The sequence below is a fragment of the Streptomyces sp. PA03-5A genome (assembly GCF_033792725.1).
Classification (GTDB): domain Bacteria; phylum Actinomycetota; class Actinomycetes; order Streptomycetales; family Streptomycetaceae; genus Actinacidiphila.
Map to the genome: position 1 here is coordinate 1 of NZ_JARAVL010000059.1, position 19,440 is coordinate 19,440.

The window sequence follows — 19,440 nt, forward strand, 5'->3', positions numbered from 1 at the left end:
GCCGCCACGGGCCGGCCGCGACCTGACCGGCGCACGCGCCCCGCTGGCGGCCGCACCCGCGAGGGCGGCTGCGGCCGCCGCCGGCACCACCGCGCTCGTGCTGTACGACACCGCCGGCCCCTATGGGCACCTCGGCGAGCTCTACGCCATGGCCACCGCCAACCTCGCCGGCCACTTCGGGACCGTGACCGCCAAGCCCGTCTCGCAGTACACCGCGGGCATGGTCAACCAGTACACGGCCACCTTCTACATCGGCTCCACCTACTACGGCGGGAGCATCCCCGACGCCGTCCCCGCCGCCTTCTACCAGGACGTGGTCACCACCACGCGTCCGGTGACCTGGCTCGCGGACAACATCTGGTCGCTGGCGAACGCGACCGGGGTCGCGCAGTTCCAGACCAAGTACGGCTGGGACCCCACCGCGTCGTACTTCGAGGCGAACGGCAGCGTCGGCACCGTCACGCAGGTGACGTACAGGAACCAGAACCTCACCCGGAAGATCCCGGCCGGCCAGGACGGCGGCGTGCTGCGCCCCGCCATCTCGTCGGGGCCCGGCTACCCGGCGGTGACGCAGCTGGCCACCGCGCGCGACACCGGCACCGGCACCGACTTCCCGTGGGCCGTGCGATCGGGCAACCTCACGTACGTCGGTGAGATCCCCTTCGCCTACGTCTCCGAGAGCGACCGGATCATCGCCTTCGAGGACCTGCTCTTCGACTCCCTCGCCCCCGCCACCGCCGAGCGGCACCGGGCCATGATGCGGCTGGAGGACATCAGCCCCAACTCCGACCCCGCGCAGCTGCGGGCCATCGCCGACTACCTCGCCGCGGAGCAGATCCCGTACGGCATCAACGTCATCCCCGTCTACACGGATCCGAGCGGCACCTACAACAACGGCCGGCCGCAGACCGTCACCCTGGCGCAGCGTCCCGAACTGGTCACCACCCTGAAGTACATGCTCCAGCATGGTGCCGTGCTGATGAACCACGGCTACACCCACCAGCACGGGAACACCGCCAACCCCTACAACGGCGTCACCGGCGACGACTTCGAGTTCTACCGGGCCCACGTCGACGCCTCCGACAACGTGGTCTACGAGGGCCCGGTCGCCGGGGACTCCGCCCTGTGGGCGCAGACCCGGGTCACCCTGGGTCTGGCCCAGTTCGCCCTCGCGGGACTGCCGGTGCCCAAGCTGTGGACCACCCCGCACTACGCGGCCTCCGCCACCGACTACAAGGTCTTCGCCCAGAACTACACCGCGCGCCTGGAGCGGTCGCTGTACTTCTCGGGCACCCTCGGCGGCAGCACGGCCGACCCCAACCGCTTCATCGGGCAGTTCTTCCCGTACGTCGTGAAGGACGTGTACGGCACCACCGTGCTCCCCGAGAACATCGGCAACTACGAGCCCGAGGCCTACAACAACCACCCGGCGCGCCTGCCGGCCGAACTGATCGCCTCGGCCAAGGCGAACCTCGCCGTCCGCGACGGCTTCGCCAGCTTCTTCTACCACCCCTACTACCCGGTCCAGCCGCTCAAGGAGACGGTCGAGGGCATCCGCGCCCTCGGCTACACCTTCGTCAGCCCCGCGACCGCCGCGTGACCCTGCTCCGGAGGACCGCCGCCGCGACCGTCGCGGCGGCGGTCCTCGCCCTCACCGCCGGCTGCACCACCGTCGGCGCCCGGCCCGCGGACCGCCCCGACGGCCGGCCGCACGAGCGCCCCGGGGCCGGTGCGGGCGACCGTGTCCGCGGCATCGCGCTGCCCTCCTGGGCCGCGGACGACTACGACAGCCCCGCCGCCGGGCGCTACCTGCGCGGCATCGCCGCCACCGGCGCGCGCTGGGTGTCCTTCACCCCCACCTGGTACCAGTCCAGCGTCCACGGGACCTCGATGCGCACCACCGAGGAGACCGCGAGCGACGCGAGCCTGCGGCGGATCGTCCGCGAGGCCCATGCCGCCGGCCTGAAGGTGCTGCTCAAGCCGCACGTCGACCTGACCGGCGGCGGCGACCGGGCCGGCATCACGCCCACCGACCCCGATGCCTGGTTCACCGCCTACACGCGCTTCATCACCCACTACGCGGAGCTGGCGGGCGGGCTCGGCGTCGAGCAGTTCTCCGTGGGCACCGAACTGGCCGGCACCTCGCGGGACGGCGGGCGCTGGCGGGCGGTGATCCGCGCCGTCCGGGACGCCTACGACGGTCCGCTGGTCTACGCCGCCAACTACGACGAGTACGAGCACGTCCGCTTCTGGGACGCCCTCGACCTGATCGGGGTCGACGCCTACTGGCCGCTGGCCGAGCGTCCCACTGCCGACGTCGGCCGGCTGCGCGCCGCCTGGCGGCCCGTGATCCGGGAGCTGGCCGGCTACTCCGCCCGGCACCACCGCCGCGTGCTGTTCACCGAGGCCGGCTACGTCAGCCAGCGCGGGACGACCACGGCCCCGTACTCCTGGACCGTCAGCCGGCAACCGGCGGAGGCCGAGCAGGCGGCCGCGTACCAGGCGTTGCTCGCCGCCCTGGACGGGGAGCGCTGGTGGGCCGGGGTGTGCTGGTGGATGTGGGACGACTGGCCGGACAGCGGGGAGACCCCGGCCCGGCTCGCGTACAGCCCGCGCGGCAAACCCGCGGAGGAGGTGCTGCGCCGCTGGTGGCGCACATGAGCGTGACAATTCAGGCGAAACGCTGACATTGTGTCGTCATGACGGCTCTCGCACCCGGCGCAACCGAGGACACGACGGACTTCGCCGACGCCGACCGGGGATTCCTCGGTGCCCTGACCCCCGGCCGCGTCACCGACGGCGACGGCCGGGTGGTCTGGGACGGCGACGCGTACTCCTTCCTGCAGGGCCCGTGCCCCGACACGGCGCACCCCGGCCTGTGGCGGCAGAGCCGGCTCGCCTCCCGGCAGGGGCTGTTCGAGGTCGTCGAGGGGATCTACCAGGTACGCGGCCTGGACCTGTCGAACATGACCCTCGTCGAGGGGGACCGCGGGGTCGTCGTCATCGACCCCCTCCGCTCCGCCGAGTGCGCCGCCGCCGCCCTCGCCCTCTACCGCGAACACCGCGGGGAACGGCCCGTCACCGCCCTCATCTACAGCCACTCGCACGTCGACCACTTCGGCGGCGCCCGCGGTGTCCTGCCGCACGGTCACGACCCGGTGCCCGTCCTGGCCCCGGCCGGCTTCCTGGAGCACGCGGCGGGCGAGAGCGTCGACGCCGGGGTCGCGATGACCCGCCGTGCCGTCTACATGTACGGCTCCGAACTGCCCAAGGGCCCGGCCGGGCAGATCGGCTGCGGCCTCGGCCAGACCGCCTCCACCGGAACCGTCACCCTGATCCCGCCCACCGTCCTGGTCACCCGCACCGGCCAGGACGAGACGATCGACGGGGTCCGGATCATCTTCCAGCTCACCCCGGGGGCCGAGGCGCCCGCCGAGATGAACTTCCACTTCCCCGCCAAGCGGGTGCTGTGCATGGCGGAGAACGCCACCCACACCATGCACAACGTCCTTACCCTGCGCGGTGCGCAGGTCCGCGACGCCCGGCTGTGGGCGCACTACCTCAACGAGGCCCTCGTCCTGTTCGGCAACGCCTCCGACGTCGTCATCGCCTCCCACCACTGGCCGACCTGGAGCCGCGAGGGCATCCACCGGCTGCTGTCGCACCAGCGCGACCTCTACGCCTACCTCCACGACCAGACCCTGCGGCTGATCAACCGGGGCCTCACCGGCAGCGAGATCGCCGAGGAGCTGACCCTGCCCCCGGCCCTGGAACGGATCAACTCCAACCGCGGCTACTACGGCTCCCTCAGCCACAACGTGAAGGCCGTCTACCAGCGCTACATGGGCTGGTTCGACGGCAACCCGGCCCACCTGTGGCAGCACCCTCCGGCGGAGGAGGCACGCCGCTACGTGGACTGCCTCGGCGGCACCGACGCCACCGTCGCCAAGGCCAGGGAGTACGCCGAGGCCGGCGACCTGCGCTTCGCCGTCACCCTGCTGGGCCACGCCGTCTTCGCCGACCCCGGGCACGCCGCCGCGGCGGAGGAACTGGCCCTGCTCTACGAGCGGCTGGGGCACGGCTGCGAGAACGGTCCCTGGCGCAACTTCTACCTGATGGGCGCCCAGGAACTGCGGCAGGGGGTGACCCGGACCCCCGTCGTGATCGCGAACCCGGAGCTGATGGCCGCCCTGACCGTCGACCAGCTCATCGACTCCCTCGCCATCCGCGTCAACGGCCCCAAGGCCTGGGACGTCCACCTGACCATCGACTGGCGCCTCACCGACGAGCACCGCACCTGGCACCTGACCCTCTCCAACGGCGCCCTCACCTACTTCTCCACCCAGGACGGGCGCCCCGCCGTCCGGCACGCCGACCTGACGCTCACCCTCAGCCGGCCCGAGCTGCACCGGCTCCTCGCGGGCGGCCGCTTCGAGGGCGTCGACCACGAGGGGGACCTGAAGGTGGTCGCGACCCTGGTCGGGCTGCTGGACGCCGCCGACCAGGACTTCCCGATCGTCACCCCGTGAGGATCCCCCCGCGCGCGCCCGGCACCGTGGTCCACCACCGCACCGTCGAGGCGAACGGGATCCGGCTGCACATCGCGGAGCAGGGCGAGGGCCCGCTCGTGCTGCTGCTGCACGGCTTCCCCGAGTGCTGGTACTCCTGGCGCCACCAGTTCGCGCCGCTCGCCGCCGCCGGCTACCGGGTGGTCGCCCCCGACCAGCGCGGCTACGGCCGCAGCGAGCGGCCCGGCGCCGTCGACGCGTACACCGTCCTCGACCTCGTCGGCGACGTCGTCGGGCTCGTGCACGCCCTCGGCGAGAGCCGGGCCGTCGTCGTCGGCCACGACTGGGGCGCCCCCGTCGCCTGGCACACCGCGCTGCTGCGGCCCGACCTCGTCCGCGCCGTGGCGGGCCTCAGCGTCCCGCCGGCCTTGCGCAGCGGCGACACGCCGCCGCTGCGGTCCATGCGCGAGCTGTACGACGGGCGGTTCTACTGGAACTACTTCGAGCGGCCCGGTGTCGCCGACGCCGAGTTCGCCGCCGACCCGCGGAGGACCTTCCGTCGTTTCCTGTACGGCGCGTCCGGCGACAACCCCGCCAACGACCCGGTCCCGGCCCAGCCCCTGGTCCCGCCCGGCGGCGGCTTCCTCGACCTCGTCGAGGAGCCCGAGGAACTCCCGGACTGGCTCACCGAAGAGGACCTCGACGCCTTCGCCGCCGAGTACGCCGAGGCCGGCTTCACCGGCGGGCTCAACTGGTACCGCAACCTCGACCGCAACTGGCGGCTGACCGCGCCCTGGGCCGGTGCCGCCCTCCAGGTCCCCGCCCTCTACGTCACCGGCGACCGCGACCTCGTCCACGGTTTCCCGGGGATGTCCGAGCTGCTCCCGGTGCTGCGGGAGCTCCACCCCACGCTGCGCGAACCGGTGGTGCTGCCCGGCTGCGGCCACTGGACCCAGCAGGAGCGCCCGGCGCAGGTCAACGCCGTGCTGCTGGACTTCCTGCGGGAGGTCGCGCCGCCCACCGGCTGATCACGTGTCGCACTCCAGCACGGTGCGGCACAGCCCGCACCGTGCCTTCACCCGGCCGCGCACGGGCACCCGGATCCGCTGGTGGCACGTGGGGCAGGAGAAGGAGACCCGCTGGGGGCCGGCGCCCTCGAAGGCGTAGCCGGCCGCCGGGTACGCCCCGCCGCGGCGCCGGTCGTGGGCGTACCGGCGGCGGCCCGCCCAGCCGCAGCCGACCATCGGCGGATGGCGCAGATCGGACTCGGCGAGCCGCAGACCGGTCCGGTAGGCCTCCTGGGCCCTCGGACTGGTGAGCCACGGCTCGATGTCGTCGCCGAAGGCCTGCGCCCGCTTGGCCAGGACGTAGCCGAACTCCTCCGGGGTGAGGTAGCCCAGCTTGGACGCGGCCGTGGTCAGCCGCTCCCCGAGCAGCGCCGGCTCCTCCCGGTAGGAGTCCAGCAGCAGCCAGCCCGCGCCCAGGTAGGTCGTGGCGGTGTCGGTGAGGATCTCGTTGTCCCGCACCCCGGGGTACTCCAGGCCGAGCCGGTGCAGGTAGACGTGCATGACCTCGTGCGCCAGCACCGCCCCCACGTCGCGCCGGTCGTCCCGGAAGCGCGCGTGCAGCTCCACGAAGTACTCGGGCCCGGCGGCCAGTTCCACGTTGCCCGCGTGCACCATGTCCCGGAAGCTGACCACCATGCGGGCCTCCGGCAGCCGGAAGTGCTGCACGATGGCCCGGGCCACCCGCTGGGCGCCCAGATGGAGGTCCTCCTCCGCGGGGAACGCCACGGCTTCCGGGCGCACGCTCGCGGGGAAGCGGCTCACCGTGTCGTACGACAGCCGCCGGTACAGCGCGGTGAGGGCGGCCCGGACCTTCTCCAGGTGCGGGAAGCCGTGTTCGATCGGGCTGGACGACGGCTCGGTCACGGCGCCTCCCCGGGCGGGTACGACGCTTCGAGCCTACGCGTCGACCCAGGCCGTTGTCGCCGTGCGTTCCGGTCCCGTGCCGCTCGCCGAACCCCGCACCGGCACGCCCAGCGCGGCCAGCCGCTCGGCGGCGGTCGGCGCGGTGCCGCCCTCCGCCTGGTACACGCTGACCAGCAGCCGCCCGCCGGGCTCCACGAGTTCCGCCAGCAGCCTGCGGACCAGGTCGCCCAGCCGGCGCTCGGGCACGCAGTCGACGAGGGTGTGCACGAAGGTGAACCGGCCGCCGTCGGCGGGCCGCCAGTCCAGCGCGTTGCCCACCTCGATCCGCCCGGCCCACTGCGGCAGCCGGCGCCGGGCCAGCGCCACCAGGCGCGGGGCGAAGTCCACACCGTGGGGCTCGACCACCCGGCCCCGCTCGGCCGCCCACCGCCGCACCGACTCCATCAGCAGCCCGTTGGCGCAGCCGACGTCCAGGAAGGTGCCGTCCTTGTGGAGCGCCTCGACCACCATCGAGCGCCGCGCCCGCCACTGCTCCGGCTCCCGGCCGAAGCCCGAACCGCCCTCGGGCGTGGTCGCCCGCAGGTAGGCGGGCTCCAGCAGGCGCAGGTTGTCGGCGAAGTACGAGGCCTCGTCCTGCTCCCGGAAGGAGCGCTCCGCGTCCAGCACGGCACGCCGCTCGGGGCCGTGGGGGAGCAGGCCCGCGATCGTGCCGGCGTCGGCAACGACCAGGTCCGCCTCGGCGGCGTGCGGCCGCCGGCCCCGGTACCGGTCGCCGTCCAGCCAGGCGTAGAGCCGCTGTTGCCCCGCGTCCCAGGCGAAGGGGTGCACCCGCTGCCGGTAGTAGCCGGCGCTCTCCAGCGGCACCCGGGCGGCGGTGTCGAGCATCCAGTCCTCGCCGGGCAGCACCTCGCCGGACGGCAGGCGCACCACCCCGTCCGCGCCGCGCACCGCGCCCGCCAGGCCGCCCGGCAGGAACGGCACGAAGGTGACCCGCCGCACCGACGCGGGGTCCGGGTCCTCCTCGGCCAGTGCGTACGCCGTCCACCGTGCGTCCATGCCGTTCCCCCTCGGCCGAGTGCCTTCGCCCCGGCCCGGCCGGGCGGGACGTGCCGCCGCCGCACCCGTCGGCGGCACGGGAACACCGTACAAGCGGCCGCCGGCACCGGGCCGCCGCTCATCCCGTGACGGCCGGCCCCGGCGCCTGCCCGTAGCAGAGGCAGAACGGGTGCCCGGCCGGGTCGGCGAAGACCCGGAAGCCGCTGCGCTCGCCGCCGCTGTCGTGCAGGAAGGCGGCGCCCAGCGCGACGACCTCCTGGTGGGCGCGCTCCACGTCGGCGCGGGTGGGGACGTCGAAGTCCAGGTGGAACTGCTGGGGGTGCTCCGGGTCGGGCCAGCGTGGCGGCCGGTGGAAGGGCACCTCCTGGAAGGCGATCCGGGTGCCGTCCGGGGCCGTCAGGGTCACCCACGAGGGGTCCGCGGTGTCCAGGGCCCAGCCGAGGATCCCCTGGTAGAAGGCGCCCAGCGCGGCCGGGTCCGGGCAGTCGATCACGGTGCACTGCAAGGTGGCGATCATCCGACGAGCCTGCCCGGCCTCCTCCTCGGGACGCAAGGCCCGCCCCCGGGACCATACTTTCGGCTGATACGGAACAGGTCGGCCGGGGGAGGCCCCGGCACCCCCGGGCTCCGTACGGTGGGACCCGTGGCCGGCCGTCCGTCGCCCGGCGGCCGGTCACGGCATCCGTACCCGCCGTCACCCGAAGGACCCCACCACCGATGTCCGCCGCCTGTGCCGCCTCCGCCGTGACCGCCCCCGCCGTGACCGTCCGGAGCGCCTCGGCCCGGATCGCCGCCGCCGTCGCCTGCCGCGCGGTGCTCGCGCCGGTGCTCGCGGTGTGCGCGGTCCTCGCGGTGTGCGTGGCCAGGGCGGCCGGGGTCCCCGGCATCCTCGGCAGCCCCGGACCGGCGCTGACCGGTGCGTTCCTGCTGGGAGCGGGCGTCTGCGGCGTCCGCTACGCCGTCCGCCCGAGGTGAGGGGGCGATGAGGATGACGCACCGTCGCATCAACGTCCTCGCCCTCGTCCTCCTCGGCCTCGCCGCCGCCGCGACCACCTGGGCGGTCACCCGCGCGGGGCAGGGCGCCGCCGCCGTGGTCCACGGCAGCACGCCCGCCCGCGCCTCCGACCCGGCCGGGCACACCCCGGTGCGCATCGACATCCCCAGCGCCGACGTGCACGCCCGCGTCGTCGACCTCGGGATCACCGACGACGGCACCCTGCAGACCCCCGCGACCGAGCAGGGCCGCTACGCCGGCTGGTACGACCGCAGCGCCGCCCCCGGCGACACCGGCACCTCCGTGATCGTCGGCCACGACGACGGCGGACGCGGCCGCGCGGTCTTCCACGACCTGCACGCCGTGCGCCGCGCCGACACCGTCGTCGTCACCCGCCGTGACGGCAGCCGCGCCCGCTTCACCGTCACACGGATCGAGCACGTCCCCCGGCACTCCTTCCCCGCCCAGGACCTGCGCTCGGACGGCGGCGTGCCGACGCTGCGGCTCGTCACCTGCGCGGGCGACCGGCACGACGGCCACCGTCCCACCGGGGCACTGGTCGTGCACGCGAGCGCCGTCCGCTCCTCCTGAGCGGCGCTGCGGGCCGGCATCCCCTCTCCACCGCCCCGGTTGCCGCCGCATTTCCGGCGGAGGATCGTGAAGAGCGGGGCTGCCCTCGCATCGGATGCCGGAGCCGAGCGCCCTCGCCGCCGCGGGCCACCCGGTGACCCGCCGCCTCGGGCGCCGCCCGGCGGACCCCGGGTCATCCCCCGTCAGCCAGGTCGCCTCGGGCACCTGGGACGCAGGGTCACGGGAGGCCGTGATGTGCTTCGTGCATTCTGGAACCGCAGGCGCCGGCAGCCTGGTGCAGCGGGCCTCCGCAGGACCGGCCGCGGCCGCGCTGTCGGCACTGGCCGCCGGGGGCGGGACAGTCGGCGGCATGGACGTCGCAGGCTCCGGCAGCCCGGACGTGACGACGGGACCGGACGGGGACAAGGTCGTGGACGGGTTCGGCCGCGTACTGCACAACCGGTGGAACCGGGACCTGCCCCCGGTGACCACGGTGCGGCCGGGCGAGGTCGTCCAACTGCTGTGCCGGGACGCCCTGGACATCGGGGCCGCGGCCCGGACGATGACCCCCGAGGCGACCCTGACCATCGACCTGGGGAAGGTCCATCCGCTCACCGGCGCCATCGAGGTGGAGGGCGCGAAGCCGGGCGACATCCTCGAGGTCGAGGTCCTGGACGTCGCCCCGCTCGTGGACTTCGGCTACGTCGTCGTCAGCCCCGCCCTGGGCCTGTTCGGATCCCTGCGCCCCGAACTGCTCGCCCCGCTCGCCCCCTGGAGCGAGGCCTCCCAGTTCAGCGACCCCACCCCCGGACCGGCCGCCGGTGCCCTGCCGGCGGACCAGCCCCACAACAGCGGCGCCCCGTTCCTCCAGTTGTTCGGCTTCGAGCGCGGCCAGAACACCGGGTTCGCCACGTTCACCGGCGCCGACACCGGCCGGCAGGCGCGCATCCCCATCGCACCCTTCATGGGGATCATGGGCGTCGCGCCCCTGCGCAAGGGCATGTACCGCACTTTCCCGCCCGACGTCAGCGGCGGAATGGGCGGCAACACCGACATCCGGCAGCTGGTCAAGGGAGCGCGGATACAGATCCCGGTCTACGCCGAGGGCGCGCTGTTCTCCGCCGGGGACGGGCACATGGCGCAAGGCGACGGAGAGGTGACCGGGACGGCCATCGAGACGCTCATGGCCGTCACCCTGCGGTTCGGCGTCATCCCGGACACGGTGATCGCCGGTCCCCGGGCCGTCGTGCCCGCCGCGGACCCGACCCAGCTGGCCATGCCCGAGGAGATGCTCGCCCAGGGTTACTACCAGACGACCGGCACCGGACCGGACCTGATGGAGAACGCGAAGAACGCGGTCCGGGACATGGCCGACTGGCTCGCCGGCGACCAGGGGCTGAGCCTGCACGAGGCCTACACGCTCTGCAGCGTGGCGGGCGACCTGAAGATCAACGAGACGGTGGACCTGCCGTCCTGGCTCGTGTCGATGACCCTTCCGCGCGGCATCTTCACCTGACGGCGCGCCGTCCCGGACGCCCGGTCGACCGGCCCGCGCGACCGCGGCCCGTGGCGAACGGCCGTGCGCCGCGGACCGGGCATGGGGCAGCATGACCGCATGCCTGTTCTCACACGTGCCGAGGCCGAGACCCGCGCCCGGCGGATCGCCGTCCAGCACTACTCCGTCGACCTGGACCTCACCCGTGGCGACGAGGTGTTCGGATCGACCACCGTCATCCGCTTCACCGCGCTCGCCGACGGCGACACCTTCGTCGAGCTGAAGCCCGCCGCGCTGCACGGCGCCGTCCTGGACGGGCGGCCGCTGGACCCCGCGTCCCTGGACGACAACCGGCTGCCGCTCACCGGGCTCGCGGCCGGCCCGCACGAACTGCGGGTCGAGGCGGACATGCGCTACTCCCGCACCGGTGAGGGCATGCACCGCTTCACGGACCCGGCCGACGGCGAGACGTACCTGTACACCCAGCTCTTCCTGGACGACGTGCAGCGCGTCATCGCCGCCTTCGACCAGCCCGACCTCAAGGCCGTCTTCGAGGTCGCCGTGACCGCGCCCCCCGCGTGGACGGTCCTCGGCAACGGCGTCGCCGAGCGCACCGGGGAGGCCGAGGGCCGCTGGCGCGTCGCGGCGACCCCGCCGATCAGCACCTACCTGCTCGCGGTCGCCGCCGGACCCTGGCACTCGGTGCGCACCGAGCACGCGGGCCTGCCCTTCGGGCTGCACTGCCGCCGCTCCCTCGCCCCGTACCTGGACGCCGACGTCGAGGAGCTCTTCGACATCACCCGGCGCTGCTTCGACCGCTACCACGAGCTGTTCGAGGAGCCGTACCCCTTCGACTCCTACGACCAGGCCTTCGTCCCCGAGTTCAACGCGGGCGCGATGGAGAACCCGGGCCTGGTCACCTTCCGCGACGAGATGGTCTTCCGTTCCGCCGTCACCGACACCGAACGGCAGACCCGCGGCATGGTCGTCGCCCACGAGATGGCCCACATGTGGTTCGGCGACCTCGTCACCCTGCGCTGGTGGGACGACATCTGGCTCAACGAGTCCTTCGCCGAGTACATGGGCTACCAGGTGCTCTCCGAGGCCACCCGGTTCACCGGCACGTGGACCGACTTCGCCGTCGCGCGCAAGGGCTGGGGGTACGACGCCGACCAGCGCCCCTCCACCCACCCCGTCGCCCCGGCCCCGGAGGCCGTCCCCGACACCGCCTCGGCGCTGCTCAACTTCGACGGGATCTCCTACGCCAAGGGCGCCTCCGCGCTGCGCCAGCTCGTCACGTGGCTCGGCCGCAAGGACTTCCTCGCCGGCATCAACGACCACTTCGCCCGGCACCGCTTCGGCAACGCGGCCCTCGCCGACTTCATCGACTCCCTCGCCCGCGCCACCGACCGCGACGTCCACGCCTGGGCCGACCGCTGGCTGCGCACCACCGGCGTCGACACGCTCACCCCCGCCCCCGTGGGCGCCGACGGCGGCTGGCGGCTCGACGTGACGCACCAGGGCAGCCGCCCGCACCGCATCGCCGTCGCCGCGTACGACCGCGCCGACGCCGACCCGGCGCAGCTGGTGCTGCGCGAGCGCTTCGAGACCGACGTGCCCGCGAACGGCGAGGCGCCCGGCGGCCGCCCCGGCCCCCGCCCCGACCTGGTGCTCCTCAACGACCAGGACCTGACGTACGCCAAGATCCGCTTCGACACGCAGTCCTGGGACACCCTCGTCGCCGCGCTGCGCGGCCTGCCGGACCCGCTCAGCCGCGCCCTGGTCTGGAACGCCGCCCGCGACCTCGTCCGGGACGGCGAACTCCCGCCCGCCGCCTACCTCGACGTCGCCCGCGCCCACTTGCCGTACGAGACCGACATCGCCGTCGTGCAAGGCGTGCTCGGCTTCGCCCGCGGGCAGATCGCCGACCGCTACCTCCCCGCGGCCGAACGCCCCGGCGCGCTCGCCACCCTGGAGGCGCTCGCCCGCGACCTGCTCACCCGTCAGGACCCAGGACTGCGGCTCGCCGCGGCCCGCGAGCTCATCGCCGCCACCGCCGACCCCGGCGCCCTGCGCGGCTGGCTCACCGAGGGCACCCTGCCCGGCGGGCCCGCGCTCGACCCCGAACTGCGCTGGCAGATCCTCACCCGGCTCACCGTCCTGGGCGCGGCGTCGGCCGAGGACATCGCGGCCGAGCTGGACTCCGACCCCAGCGCCACCGGCCAGGAGGGCGCCGCCCGCTGCCGGGCCGCGCTGCCCGACCCCGAGGCGAAGCGCGACGCCTGGGCGCGGATGTTCGACGGCGACACCCTGTCCAACTACCTCTTCACGGCCACCGCCCAGGGCTTCTGGCAGCCCGAACAGCTCGACCTCGTCCGGGAGTACGTGCCCCGCTTCTTCCCCGCCGCCGTCGCGGTCGCCGCCCGCCGGGGACCCGCACTCGCCGAGGCCGCGGGCCGCTGGGCCTTCCCCGTCCCCGTCGTCGAGCCCGCCGTGCTCGACCTCGGCGAGCAGTGCCTCCGCTCGGGCGACCCCGCCCCGATCCCCGCCCTGCGCCGCCGCCTCGCCGACCAGCTCGACGACCTGCGCCGCGCCCTCCGCGTCCGCACGGGTTCCGCGTAGCGGGTGCGGGGGTGCGTCTGCGCGGGCCGGTTGTCGTGTGCGGTGCGTTGTGGTTGCGGTTGGGGTTTTTCCCACCACCCGCCCGATTGCCCGGCGCGGTCAGTGCGCGCCTGCGCTCCGTTGGTTTGGGGTCGGTGCCGCGCCGGCGCACGCCCCCAGCCTTCGGCCGGGGGACCCCCACCTCGGCGCTCGCGGCGCTGCCCCACGTCATTCGGCGCCGCGCGTACCGCTCGTCTCCCCCAGCCTTCGGCCGGGGGGACCCCCATGGGGCACCCCGCCACACCCCCTCCGGTCGTGTGGGCGCATGACGGCCGGTGGGGGTTCAGTAAGGCACTTGGGGCAGCCCCGGTCCGCCTTCTGACCCCCCACCGGCCGTTGGTCGCGGAACCGGCGGAGGGGACGGGGTCGGAGGGTGGGCGTTCTGGACGCTGACGTGTATTTGTTGTGCGGCATGGACGGCACAACAAGTGCCGCCCGTCATGCACATAAATATGCGGTCCAGAATGCCCAGCCCGGAGGCCCCGACCCCGGCCCACCACGAACCGCGCGAGGCCCGCACCAACCGCGCCGGATGGGGTCCCCCCCGGCCGAAGGCTGGGGGCGGGCGGGCGGGGGAGAAACCTCAACCGCAACCACGACGGCGCCGCACACGACAGCTGGGCGAACGCCCCCGTGGGTGCGCCGGGGCGGCGACCGTTCGGGGCGTGGGGGCAACACCCAGGGCGGGGGAGCGTCGTTACGCAGGTCGCCCAGCGCGCACGCGCCGGTGATCCGCGACAACGGAGGGGCGCCGACACCATGCCACCCCATCTCGCCGGAGGCAGTGAAGGGCCGGACCGGCTGCGCCCGTTGGTCGAGGCCGTGCTCGGCGCGCTCGCGGCGGGCGCGGCCGCCCGCAAGGGGCCGCTTCCCGCGGGTGGTCCCGGGGCGGTCACGCGGCGGGTACGGGAGGTGCTGGGGGAGGCCCTGCCGGAGGACGGCACCGGGGCGGCGGAGGCGCTGCGCGCGCTGGTCGGGGTCGTCGCCGAGGGGGCGGCCGACCCGGCGGACCCGTTGTGCGCCGCCCATCTGCACTGCCCGCCGCTGGGGGCCGCCGTGGCGGCCGACCTGGCCGCGAGCGCGCTCAACCCGTCGATGGACTCCTGGGACCAGGCCCCGGCCGCGACCGCCCTGGAGGCGGAGGTCACCCACGCGCTGGCCCGTCTGGTCCACCCGGACGCGGCCGCGCCGGACGCGCTGGTCACGACCGGCGGCACGGAGTCCAACCAGCTCGCGCTGCTGCTGGCCCGGGAGAGCGCGCGGGGCGTTCCGGGTGTTCCGGGCGTGCGGGTCGTCGCCGGGGCCAACGGTCACCACAGCGTCCCGCGGGCCGCGTGGCTGCTCGGGATGCCCGCTCCCGTCGTCGTGGACACCCCCGGCGGGGTGCTGGACCCGGAGCGGGTGCGGGCCGTGCTCGCCGCGGGCGGGGGGCCGGCCCTGCTGGTCGCCACCGCGGGCACCACGGACTCGGGTGACATCGACCCGCTCCCCGAACTCGCCCGCGTCGCAAGGCAGTACGGCGCGCGTCTGCACGTGGACGCTGCCTACGGCGGGTCGCTGCTGTTCAGCGACCGGGAGGCGGTGAGGCTCGCCGGGCTGCGGGAGGCCGACACCGTCACCCTGGACCTGCACAAGCTGGGCTGGCAGCCCGTGGCGGCCGGGGTGCTCGCGGTGCGCGAGGCCGCGCTGCTGCGCCCGCTGGACCACCGCGCCGACTACCTGAACGCCGCCGACGACACCGAGGCCGGCTTCCCCGACCTGCTCGGCCGCTCGCTGCGCACTTCCCGCCGCCCCGACGTGCTGAAGATCGCCGTCACGTTGCGCGCCCTCGGCCGCCGCGGGCTGGGCGGGCTCGTCGAGGCGGTCTGCGACCACGCCCGGTACCTGGCGGACCTGGTGGAGCGGCATCCCGCACTGACCCTGCGCGCCCGCCCGGCCGTCAGCACCGTGCTGTTCCGCCCCACCGGCGCCGTCGACGAGGAGGTCGCCGCGGTCCGCCGCCGGCTCATGGTCGACGGCCGCGCCGTCCTCGGCAGGGCCCGCGCCGACGGACGGCTGTGGCTCAAGGCCACCCTGCTCAACCCGACCACCACGCCCACCGACCTCGAGGCTCTGCTCACGCTCGTATGCGCGACCCACCAGGAAGGCAGCACCCCCCGATGACCGCCACCGACGACCACGACCCCCACCGGGACCAGCCCTACGACCTGCTCGGCATCGGGATCGGCCCGTGCAACCTGTCCCTGGCCGCCCTCGCCGACGGCGTCCCGTACCTCAGCGCGGCCTTCTACGAGCAGGAGCGCTCCTTCCGCTGGCACCCCGGGCTGCTGCTCGACGACGCCACCCTCCAGGTGCCCTTCCTCGCCGACCTGGTGAGCCTGGTCGACCCCACGAGCCGGTGGAGCTTCCTGAACTACCTCAGGACCCGCGAGCGGCTCTACCCCTTCTACTTCGCCGAGCGCTTCCACGCGCACCGCACCGAGTACGACGCATACTGCCGCTGGGTCGCCGAGTCGCTGCCCAGCACCCGCTTCGGGCACCAGGTCGACACCGTCCGCTGGAACCCCGGGCGCGCCGTCTTCGAGGTGGACCACACCCAGCTCGACGCCGACGGCCAGGCCGAGGCCCTCGGCCGCACGTACGCCCGCAACCTGGTGCTCGGCGTCGGCAGCGCGCCGTACGTGCCCGAGCCGCTGCGGCCGCTCGCCGAGTCGCCCGCCGTGCCCGTCGTGCACTCCGCGCACTACCTGGAGCACCGGGACCGGTTGCTGGCCGCCGAGCACGTCACCGTCGTCGGCTCCGGGCAGTCGGGTGCCGAAGTCTTCCTGGACCTGCTGCGCGCCCGGCCCGCCGGGCGCGAACGGCTGACGTGGATCGCCCGGAGCCCCTCGTTCGCCCCGATGGAGTACAGCAAGCTCGGCCTGGAGCAGTTCACCCCCGACTACACGCGGTTCTTCCACGGGCTGTCCGAGCCGGTCCGCGACGAGCTCCTGCCCCGGCAGTGGCAACTGCACCGGGCCATCGACCACGGCACGATCGGCGCCGTCCACGACGAGCTGTACCGCCGCACCCTGGGCGGCGGCTGGCCGGACGCCGTCCTCACCCCCGGCGTGACGGTCCGCACCGCCGGCCGGATGGGCATGGGAGCCGTGGAACTCCACCTGGAGCACGAGCAGCAGGGCACCCGCAGCCGGCTGATCACCAACGCGGTCGTCCTCGCCACCGGCTACCGGGAGCGCTCCCTGGACGCGCTGCTCGCCCCGATCCACCCCTACATCCGCCGTGACGCGGCCGGCCGGCCCCGGATCGACGGGAGCCACCGGCTGGAGCTCGACCCGGTGGTCGCGAGCACCGGCGCGGCCGTCCACGTGCAGAACGCCGAGCGCCACACCCACGGCGTCGGCGCCCCCGACCTGGGGCTGGCCGCGTGGCGCTCGGCGGTCGTCCTCAACGCGGTGACCGGCAAGGAGCCCTACCCGCTGCCCTCCCGCACGGCCTTCACGACCTTCGGGCTCGGCGCGGCCACCAACCCGGTCAGCCCTTGGACCGCGACTTCTCCTTGCGCAAGGCCCGCAGGTACTCGCGGTTCATAGCGGCGATCGACGGCAGCGGGATGCCCTTGGGGCAGGCCGTCGCGCACTCCCCGGTGTTGGTGCAGCCGCCGAAGCCCTGGTCGTCCATGGCGGCGACCATGTCCAGCACCCGGGTCTCGCGCTCGGGCTGCCCCTGGGGCAGCACGTTGAGGTGGTTGACCTTGGCCGAGGTGAACAGCATCGCCGAGCCGTTGGGGCAGGCCGCCACGCACGCGCCGCAGCCGATGCACTCCGCGTGCTCGAAGGCGAAGTCGGCGGCCTCCTTCGGGACGGGCGTGGCGTGCGCCTCGGGGGCGCTGCCGGTCGGCACGGAGATGTAGCCGCCGGCCTGGATCACCCGGTCGAAGGCCGAGCGGTCGACGACCAGGTCCTTGACCACCGGGAAGGCGGCGGCCCGCCACGGCTCGACGTCGACGGTGTCGCCGTCCTTGAAGTGCCGCATGTGCAGCTGGCAGGTGGTGGTCCGTTCCGGGCCGTGCGCCTGCCCGTTGATCACCATGCCGCAGGCGCCGCAGATGCCCTCCCGGCAGTCGTGGTCGAAGGCGACGGGCTCGTCGCCCGCGAGGATCAGCTCCTCGTTGAGGACGTCGAGCATCTCCAGGAACGACATGTCGGGACTGATGTCCTCGACACGGTAGGTGACCATGGCGCCCTCGTCCTCGGAGGACGGCTGGCGCCAGATGCGCAGGGTGAGGTTCACGCGTAGCTCCGCTGGGTGGGGTGTACGTACTCGAAGTCGAGGGCCTCCTTGTGGAGCACCGGGTCCTCGCCGGCGCCGGTGAACTCCCAGGCCGCGGCGTACGAGAAGTCCTCGTCGTCGCGCAGGGCCTCGCCGTCCGGGGTCTGGCTCTCCTCGCGGAAGTGGCCGCCGCAGGACTCGGTGCGGTGCAGGGCGTCCAGGCACATCAGCTCGGCCAGCTCCAGGAAGTCCGCGACCCGGTTGGCCTTCTCCAGCGACTGGTTGAGGTCGTCGCCGCTGCCGGGCACCTTCACCCGGCGCCAGAACTCCTCGCGCAGCGCCGGGATCCGCTCCAGCGCCTTGCGCAGCCCCGACTCGTTGCGCGCCATGCCGCACTCGTCCCACAGCAGCTCGCCGAGCTCGCGGTGGAAGGAGTCCGGGGTGCGGTCGCCGTCCACGGACAGCAGCAGGTTCAGCCGGTCCTCGACGTCGGCGACGGCCTCGGCGACCGCCGGGTGGTCCGGCGTGACGGTCTCGTGCGGGCCGCGCGCCAGGTAGTCGTTGATCGTGGCCGGGAGCACGAAGTAGCCGTCGGCCAGGCCCTGCATCAGGGCGCTGGCGCCGAGCCGGTTGGCGCCGTGGTCGGAGAAGTTGGCCTCGCCGATGGCGAACAGGCCCGGGACCGTGGTCTGCAGGTCGTAGTCGACCCACAGGCCGCCCATCGTGTAGTGCACGGCGGGGTAGATCCGCATGGGCCGGGTGTACGGGTCCTCCGCGGTGATCCGCTCGTACATCTCGAAGAGGTTGCCGTACTTCTCCTCCACCTTGGCGCGGCCCATGCGGGCGATCGCGTCGGCGAAGTCCAGGTAGACGCCCTGACCGCCGGGGCCGACGCCGCGGCCCTCGTCGCAGACGTTCTTGGCGGCGCGGGAGGCGATGTCGCGGGGCACCAGGTTGCCGAAGGCGGGGTAGATCCGCTCCAGGTAGTAGTCGCGCTCGTCCTCGGGGATCTCGTGCGGCGGACGGTCGTCGCCCTTGGCCTTCGGCACCCAGATGCGGCCGTCGTTGCGCAGTGACTCGCTCATCAGGGTGAGCTTGGACTGGTGGTCGCCGGAGCGCGGGATGCAGGTGGGGTGGATCTGCGTGAAGCAGGGGTTGGCGAAGTACGCGCCGCGCCGGTGCGCCCGCCAGATGGCGGTGGCGTTGGAGCCCTTGGCGTTGGTCGACAGGTAGAAGACGTTGCCGTAGCCGCCGGTCGCCAGCACCACGGCGTCGCCCATGTGCGTCGAGACCTCGCCCGTCACCAGGTCGCGGGCGACGATGCCGCGGGCCTTGCCGTCCACCACGATCAGGTCGAGCATCTCGGTGCGCGGGTGCAGTTCCACGTTGCCCGCGTCGATCTGGCGGGACAGCGCCTGGTAGGCGCCGAGGAGCAGTTGCTGGCCGGTCTGGCCGCGGGCGTAGAAGGTGCGGGAGACCTGGACGCCGCCGAAGGAGCGGGTGTCCAGCAGGCCGCCGTACTCGCGGGCGAAGGGCACGCCCTGGGCCACGCACTGGTCGATGATCTGCACCGACACCTCGGCGAGGCGGTGCACATTGGACTCGCGGGCGCGGAAGTCGCCGCCCTTCACGGTGTCGTAGAACAGGCGGTGCACGCTGTCACCGTCGTTGCGGTAGTTCTTCGCCGCGTTGATGCCGCCCTGCGCGGCGATCGAGTGCGCCCGGCGCGGTGAGTCCTGGTAGCAGAACTGCACGACGTGGTAGCCCTGTTCGGCCAGCGTCGCCCCCGCGGAGCCGCCCGCCAGACCCGTGCCGACCACGATCACGGTGTGCTTGCGGCGGTTGGCGGGGTTGACCAGCTTCGCCTCGAACCTGCGGCGGTCCCAGCGCTCCGCGATCGGCACGTCCGGCGCCTTGGTGTCGGCGATCGGCTCGCCCAGTCGGTACTCCACG

The 19,440-nt window shown here is 74.0% G+C and carries 15 protein-coding genes; 10 read left to right on the plus strand and 5 right to left on the minus strand.

Annotation, left to right across the window (positions count from 1 at the left end; genetic code table 11):
* The 4 genes from PV410_RS41735 to PV410_RS41750 form a co-directional block, all read left to right on the plus strand.
* Nucleotides 1-1,600: DUF2334 domain-containing protein (locus tag PV410_RS41735; RefSeq protein WP_500331929.1), on the plus strand; the 1,600-nt coding region annotated here is incomplete at its 5' end.
* Nucleotides 1,597-2,661, plus strand: coding sequence for a glycoside hydrolase family 113 (locus PV410_RS41740; protein WP_500331930.1), 1,065 nt, complete (start codon nucleotides 1,597-1,599; stop codon nucleotides 2,659-2,661). The genes PV410_RS41735 and PV410_RS41740, both read left to right, overlap by 4 nt.
* Before the next feature lie 38 nt (nucleotides 2,662-2,699).
* Nucleotides 2,700-4,529, plus strand: coding sequence for an alkyl/aryl-sulfatase (locus PV410_RS41745; protein WP_500331931.1), 1,830 nt, complete (start codon nucleotides 2,700-2,702; stop codon nucleotides 4,527-4,529).
* A gap of 26 nt (nucleotides 4,530-4,555) precedes the next feature.
* Nucleotides 4,556-5,536 carry an alpha/beta fold hydrolase gene (locus PV410_RS41750; protein ID WP_500331956.1) on the plus strand — a complete coding sequence of 327 codons (981 nt, stop codon included), beginning with the start codon at nucleotides 4,556-4,558 and terminating at the stop codon, nucleotides 5,534-5,536.
* On the opposite strand, the gene PV410_RS41755 is transcribed toward PV410_RS41750, so the two are convergent.
* The 3 genes from PV410_RS41755 to PV410_RS41765 all read right to left on the minus strand — a co-directional run bounded on the left by PV410_RS41755 (nucleotide 5,537) and on the right by PV410_RS41765 (nucleotide 8,012).
* Nucleotides 5,537-6,439, minus strand: coding sequence for a hypothetical protein (locus PV410_RS41755; protein WP_500331932.1), 903 nt, complete (start codon nucleotides 6,437-6,439; stop codon nucleotides 5,537-5,539).
* A gap of 33 nt (nucleotides 6,440-6,472) precedes the next feature.
* A complete protein-coding gene (locus PV410_RS41760) occupies nucleotides 6,473-7,495 on the minus strand; it encodes a class I SAM-dependent methyltransferase (protein ID WP_500331933.1) in 1,023 nt (340 codons plus the stop codon).
* A gap of 118 nt (nucleotides 7,496-7,613) precedes the next feature.
* Nucleotides 7,614-8,012: a VOC family protein gene (locus PV410_RS41765; RefSeq protein WP_500331934.1), complete on the minus strand. Its 399-nt coding sequence runs from the start codon at nucleotides 8,010-8,012 to the stop codon at nucleotides 7,614-7,616.
* A 200-nt stretch (nucleotides 8,013-8,212) separates the two neighbouring features.
* On the opposite strand from PV410_RS41765, the gene PV410_RS41770 reads away from it, so the two are divergent.
* The 6 genes from PV410_RS41770 to PV410_RS41795 all read left to right on the plus strand — a co-directional run bounded on the left by PV410_RS41770 (nucleotide 8,213) and on the right by PV410_RS41795 (nucleotide 16,808).
* Entirely contained in the window at nucleotides 8,213-8,470 is a 258-nt protein-coding gene (locus tag PV410_RS41770; protein WP_500331935.1) for a hypothetical protein, read from the plus strand.
* 7 nt (nucleotides 8,471-8,477) lie between these two features.
* The gene (locus PV410_RS41775) at nucleotides 8,478-9,080 is read left to right on the plus strand and encodes a sortase domain-containing protein (protein WP_500331936.1); all 603 of its coding nucleotides are present in this window, start codon (nucleotides 8,478-8,480) and stop codon (nucleotides 9,078-9,080) included.
* Nucleotides 9,081-9,174: 94 nt separating this feature from the next.
* The gene (locus PV410_RS41780) at nucleotides 9,175-10,575 is read left to right on the plus strand and encodes an acetamidase/formamidase family protein (protein ID WP_500331937.1); all 1,401 of its coding nucleotides are present in this window, start codon (nucleotides 9,175-9,177) and stop codon (nucleotides 10,573-10,575) included.
* A gap of 99 nt (nucleotides 10,576-10,674) precedes the next feature.
* Nucleotides 10,675-13,176 (plus strand): aminopeptidase N, encoded by a 2,502-nt coding sequence (gene pepN / locus PV410_RS41785; RefSeq protein WP_500331938.1) that lies wholly within the window; start codon nucleotides 10,675-10,677, stop codon nucleotides 13,174-13,176.
* A 798-nt stretch (nucleotides 13,177-13,974) separates the two neighbouring features.
* A complete protein-coding gene (locus PV410_RS41790) occupies nucleotides 13,975-15,378 on the plus strand; it encodes a pyridoxal phosphate-dependent decarboxylase family protein (protein ID WP_500331939.1) in 1,404 nt (467 codons plus the stop codon).
* On the plus strand, nucleotides 15,375-16,808 hold the full coding sequence (locus PV410_RS41795; protein ID WP_500331940.1) for a lysine N(6)-hydroxylase/L-ornithine N(5)-oxygenase family protein: 1,434 nt from the start codon (nucleotides 15,375-15,377) through the stop codon (nucleotides 16,806-16,808). Before PV410_RS41790 ends, PV410_RS41795 begins: the two co-directional genes overlap by 4 nt.
* Here PV410_RS41795 and PV410_RS41800 read toward each other — a convergent pair.
* Nucleotides 16,750-17,508, minus strand: coding sequence for a succinate dehydrogenase/fumarate reductase iron-sulfur subunit (locus PV410_RS41800; protein ID WP_500331941.1), 759 nt, complete (start codon nucleotides 17,506-17,508; stop codon nucleotides 16,750-16,752). The two genes, PV410_RS41795 and PV410_RS41800, sit on opposite strands and share 59 nt — an antisense overlap.
* Nucleotides 17,505-19,439 carry a fumarate reductase/succinate dehydrogenase flavoprotein subunit gene (locus PV410_RS41805; protein WP_499511285.1) on the minus strand — a complete coding sequence of 645 codons (1,935 nt, stop codon included), beginning with the start codon at nucleotides 19,437-19,439 and terminating at the stop codon, nucleotides 17,505-17,507. The genes PV410_RS41800 and PV410_RS41805 overlap by 4 nt, the downstream gene beginning before the upstream one ends.
* Nucleotide 19,440: the final 1 nt, after the last annotated feature.

What these genes read in the sequence shown, in the direction of transcription:
- PV410_RS41770 (WP_500331935.1), top strand. Translation starts at nt 8,213, where the DNA reads ATGTCCGCCGCCTGTGCCGCCTCCGCCGTGACCGCCCCCGCCGTGACC.
- PV410_RS41760 (WP_500331933.1), bottom strand. Translation starts at nt 7,495, where the DNA reads ATGGACGCACGGTGGACGGCGTACGCACTGGCCGAGGAGGACCCGGAC.
- PV410_RS41795 (WP_500331940.1), top strand. Translation starts at nt 15,375, where the DNA reads ATGACCGCCACCGACGACCACGACCCCCACCGGGACCAGCCCTACGAC.
- pepN (WP_500331938.1), top strand. Translation starts at nt 10,675, where the DNA reads ATGCCTGTTCTCACACGTGCCGAGGCCGAGACCCGCGCCCGGCGGATC.
- PV410_RS41780 (WP_500331937.1), top strand. Translation starts at nt 9,175, where the DNA reads ATGCCGGAGCCGAGCGCCCTCGCCGCCGCGGGCCACCCGGTGACCCGC.
- PV410_RS41790 (WP_500331939.1), top strand. Translation starts at nt 13,975, where the DNA reads ATGCCACCCCATCTCGCCGGAGGCAGTGAAGGGCCGGACCGGCTGCGC.
- PV410_RS41745 (WP_500331931.1), top strand. Translation starts at nt 2,700, where the DNA reads ATGACGGCTCTCGCACCCGGCGCAACCGAGGACACGACGGACTTCGCC.
- PV410_RS41765 (WP_500331934.1), bottom strand. Translation starts at nt 8,012, where the DNA reads ATGATCGCCACCTTGCAGTGCACCGTGATCGACTGCCCGGACCCGGCC.
- PV410_RS41775 (WP_500331936.1), top strand. Translation starts at nt 8,478, where the DNA reads ATGAGGATGACGCACCGTCGCATCAACGTCCTCGCCCTCGTCCTCCTC.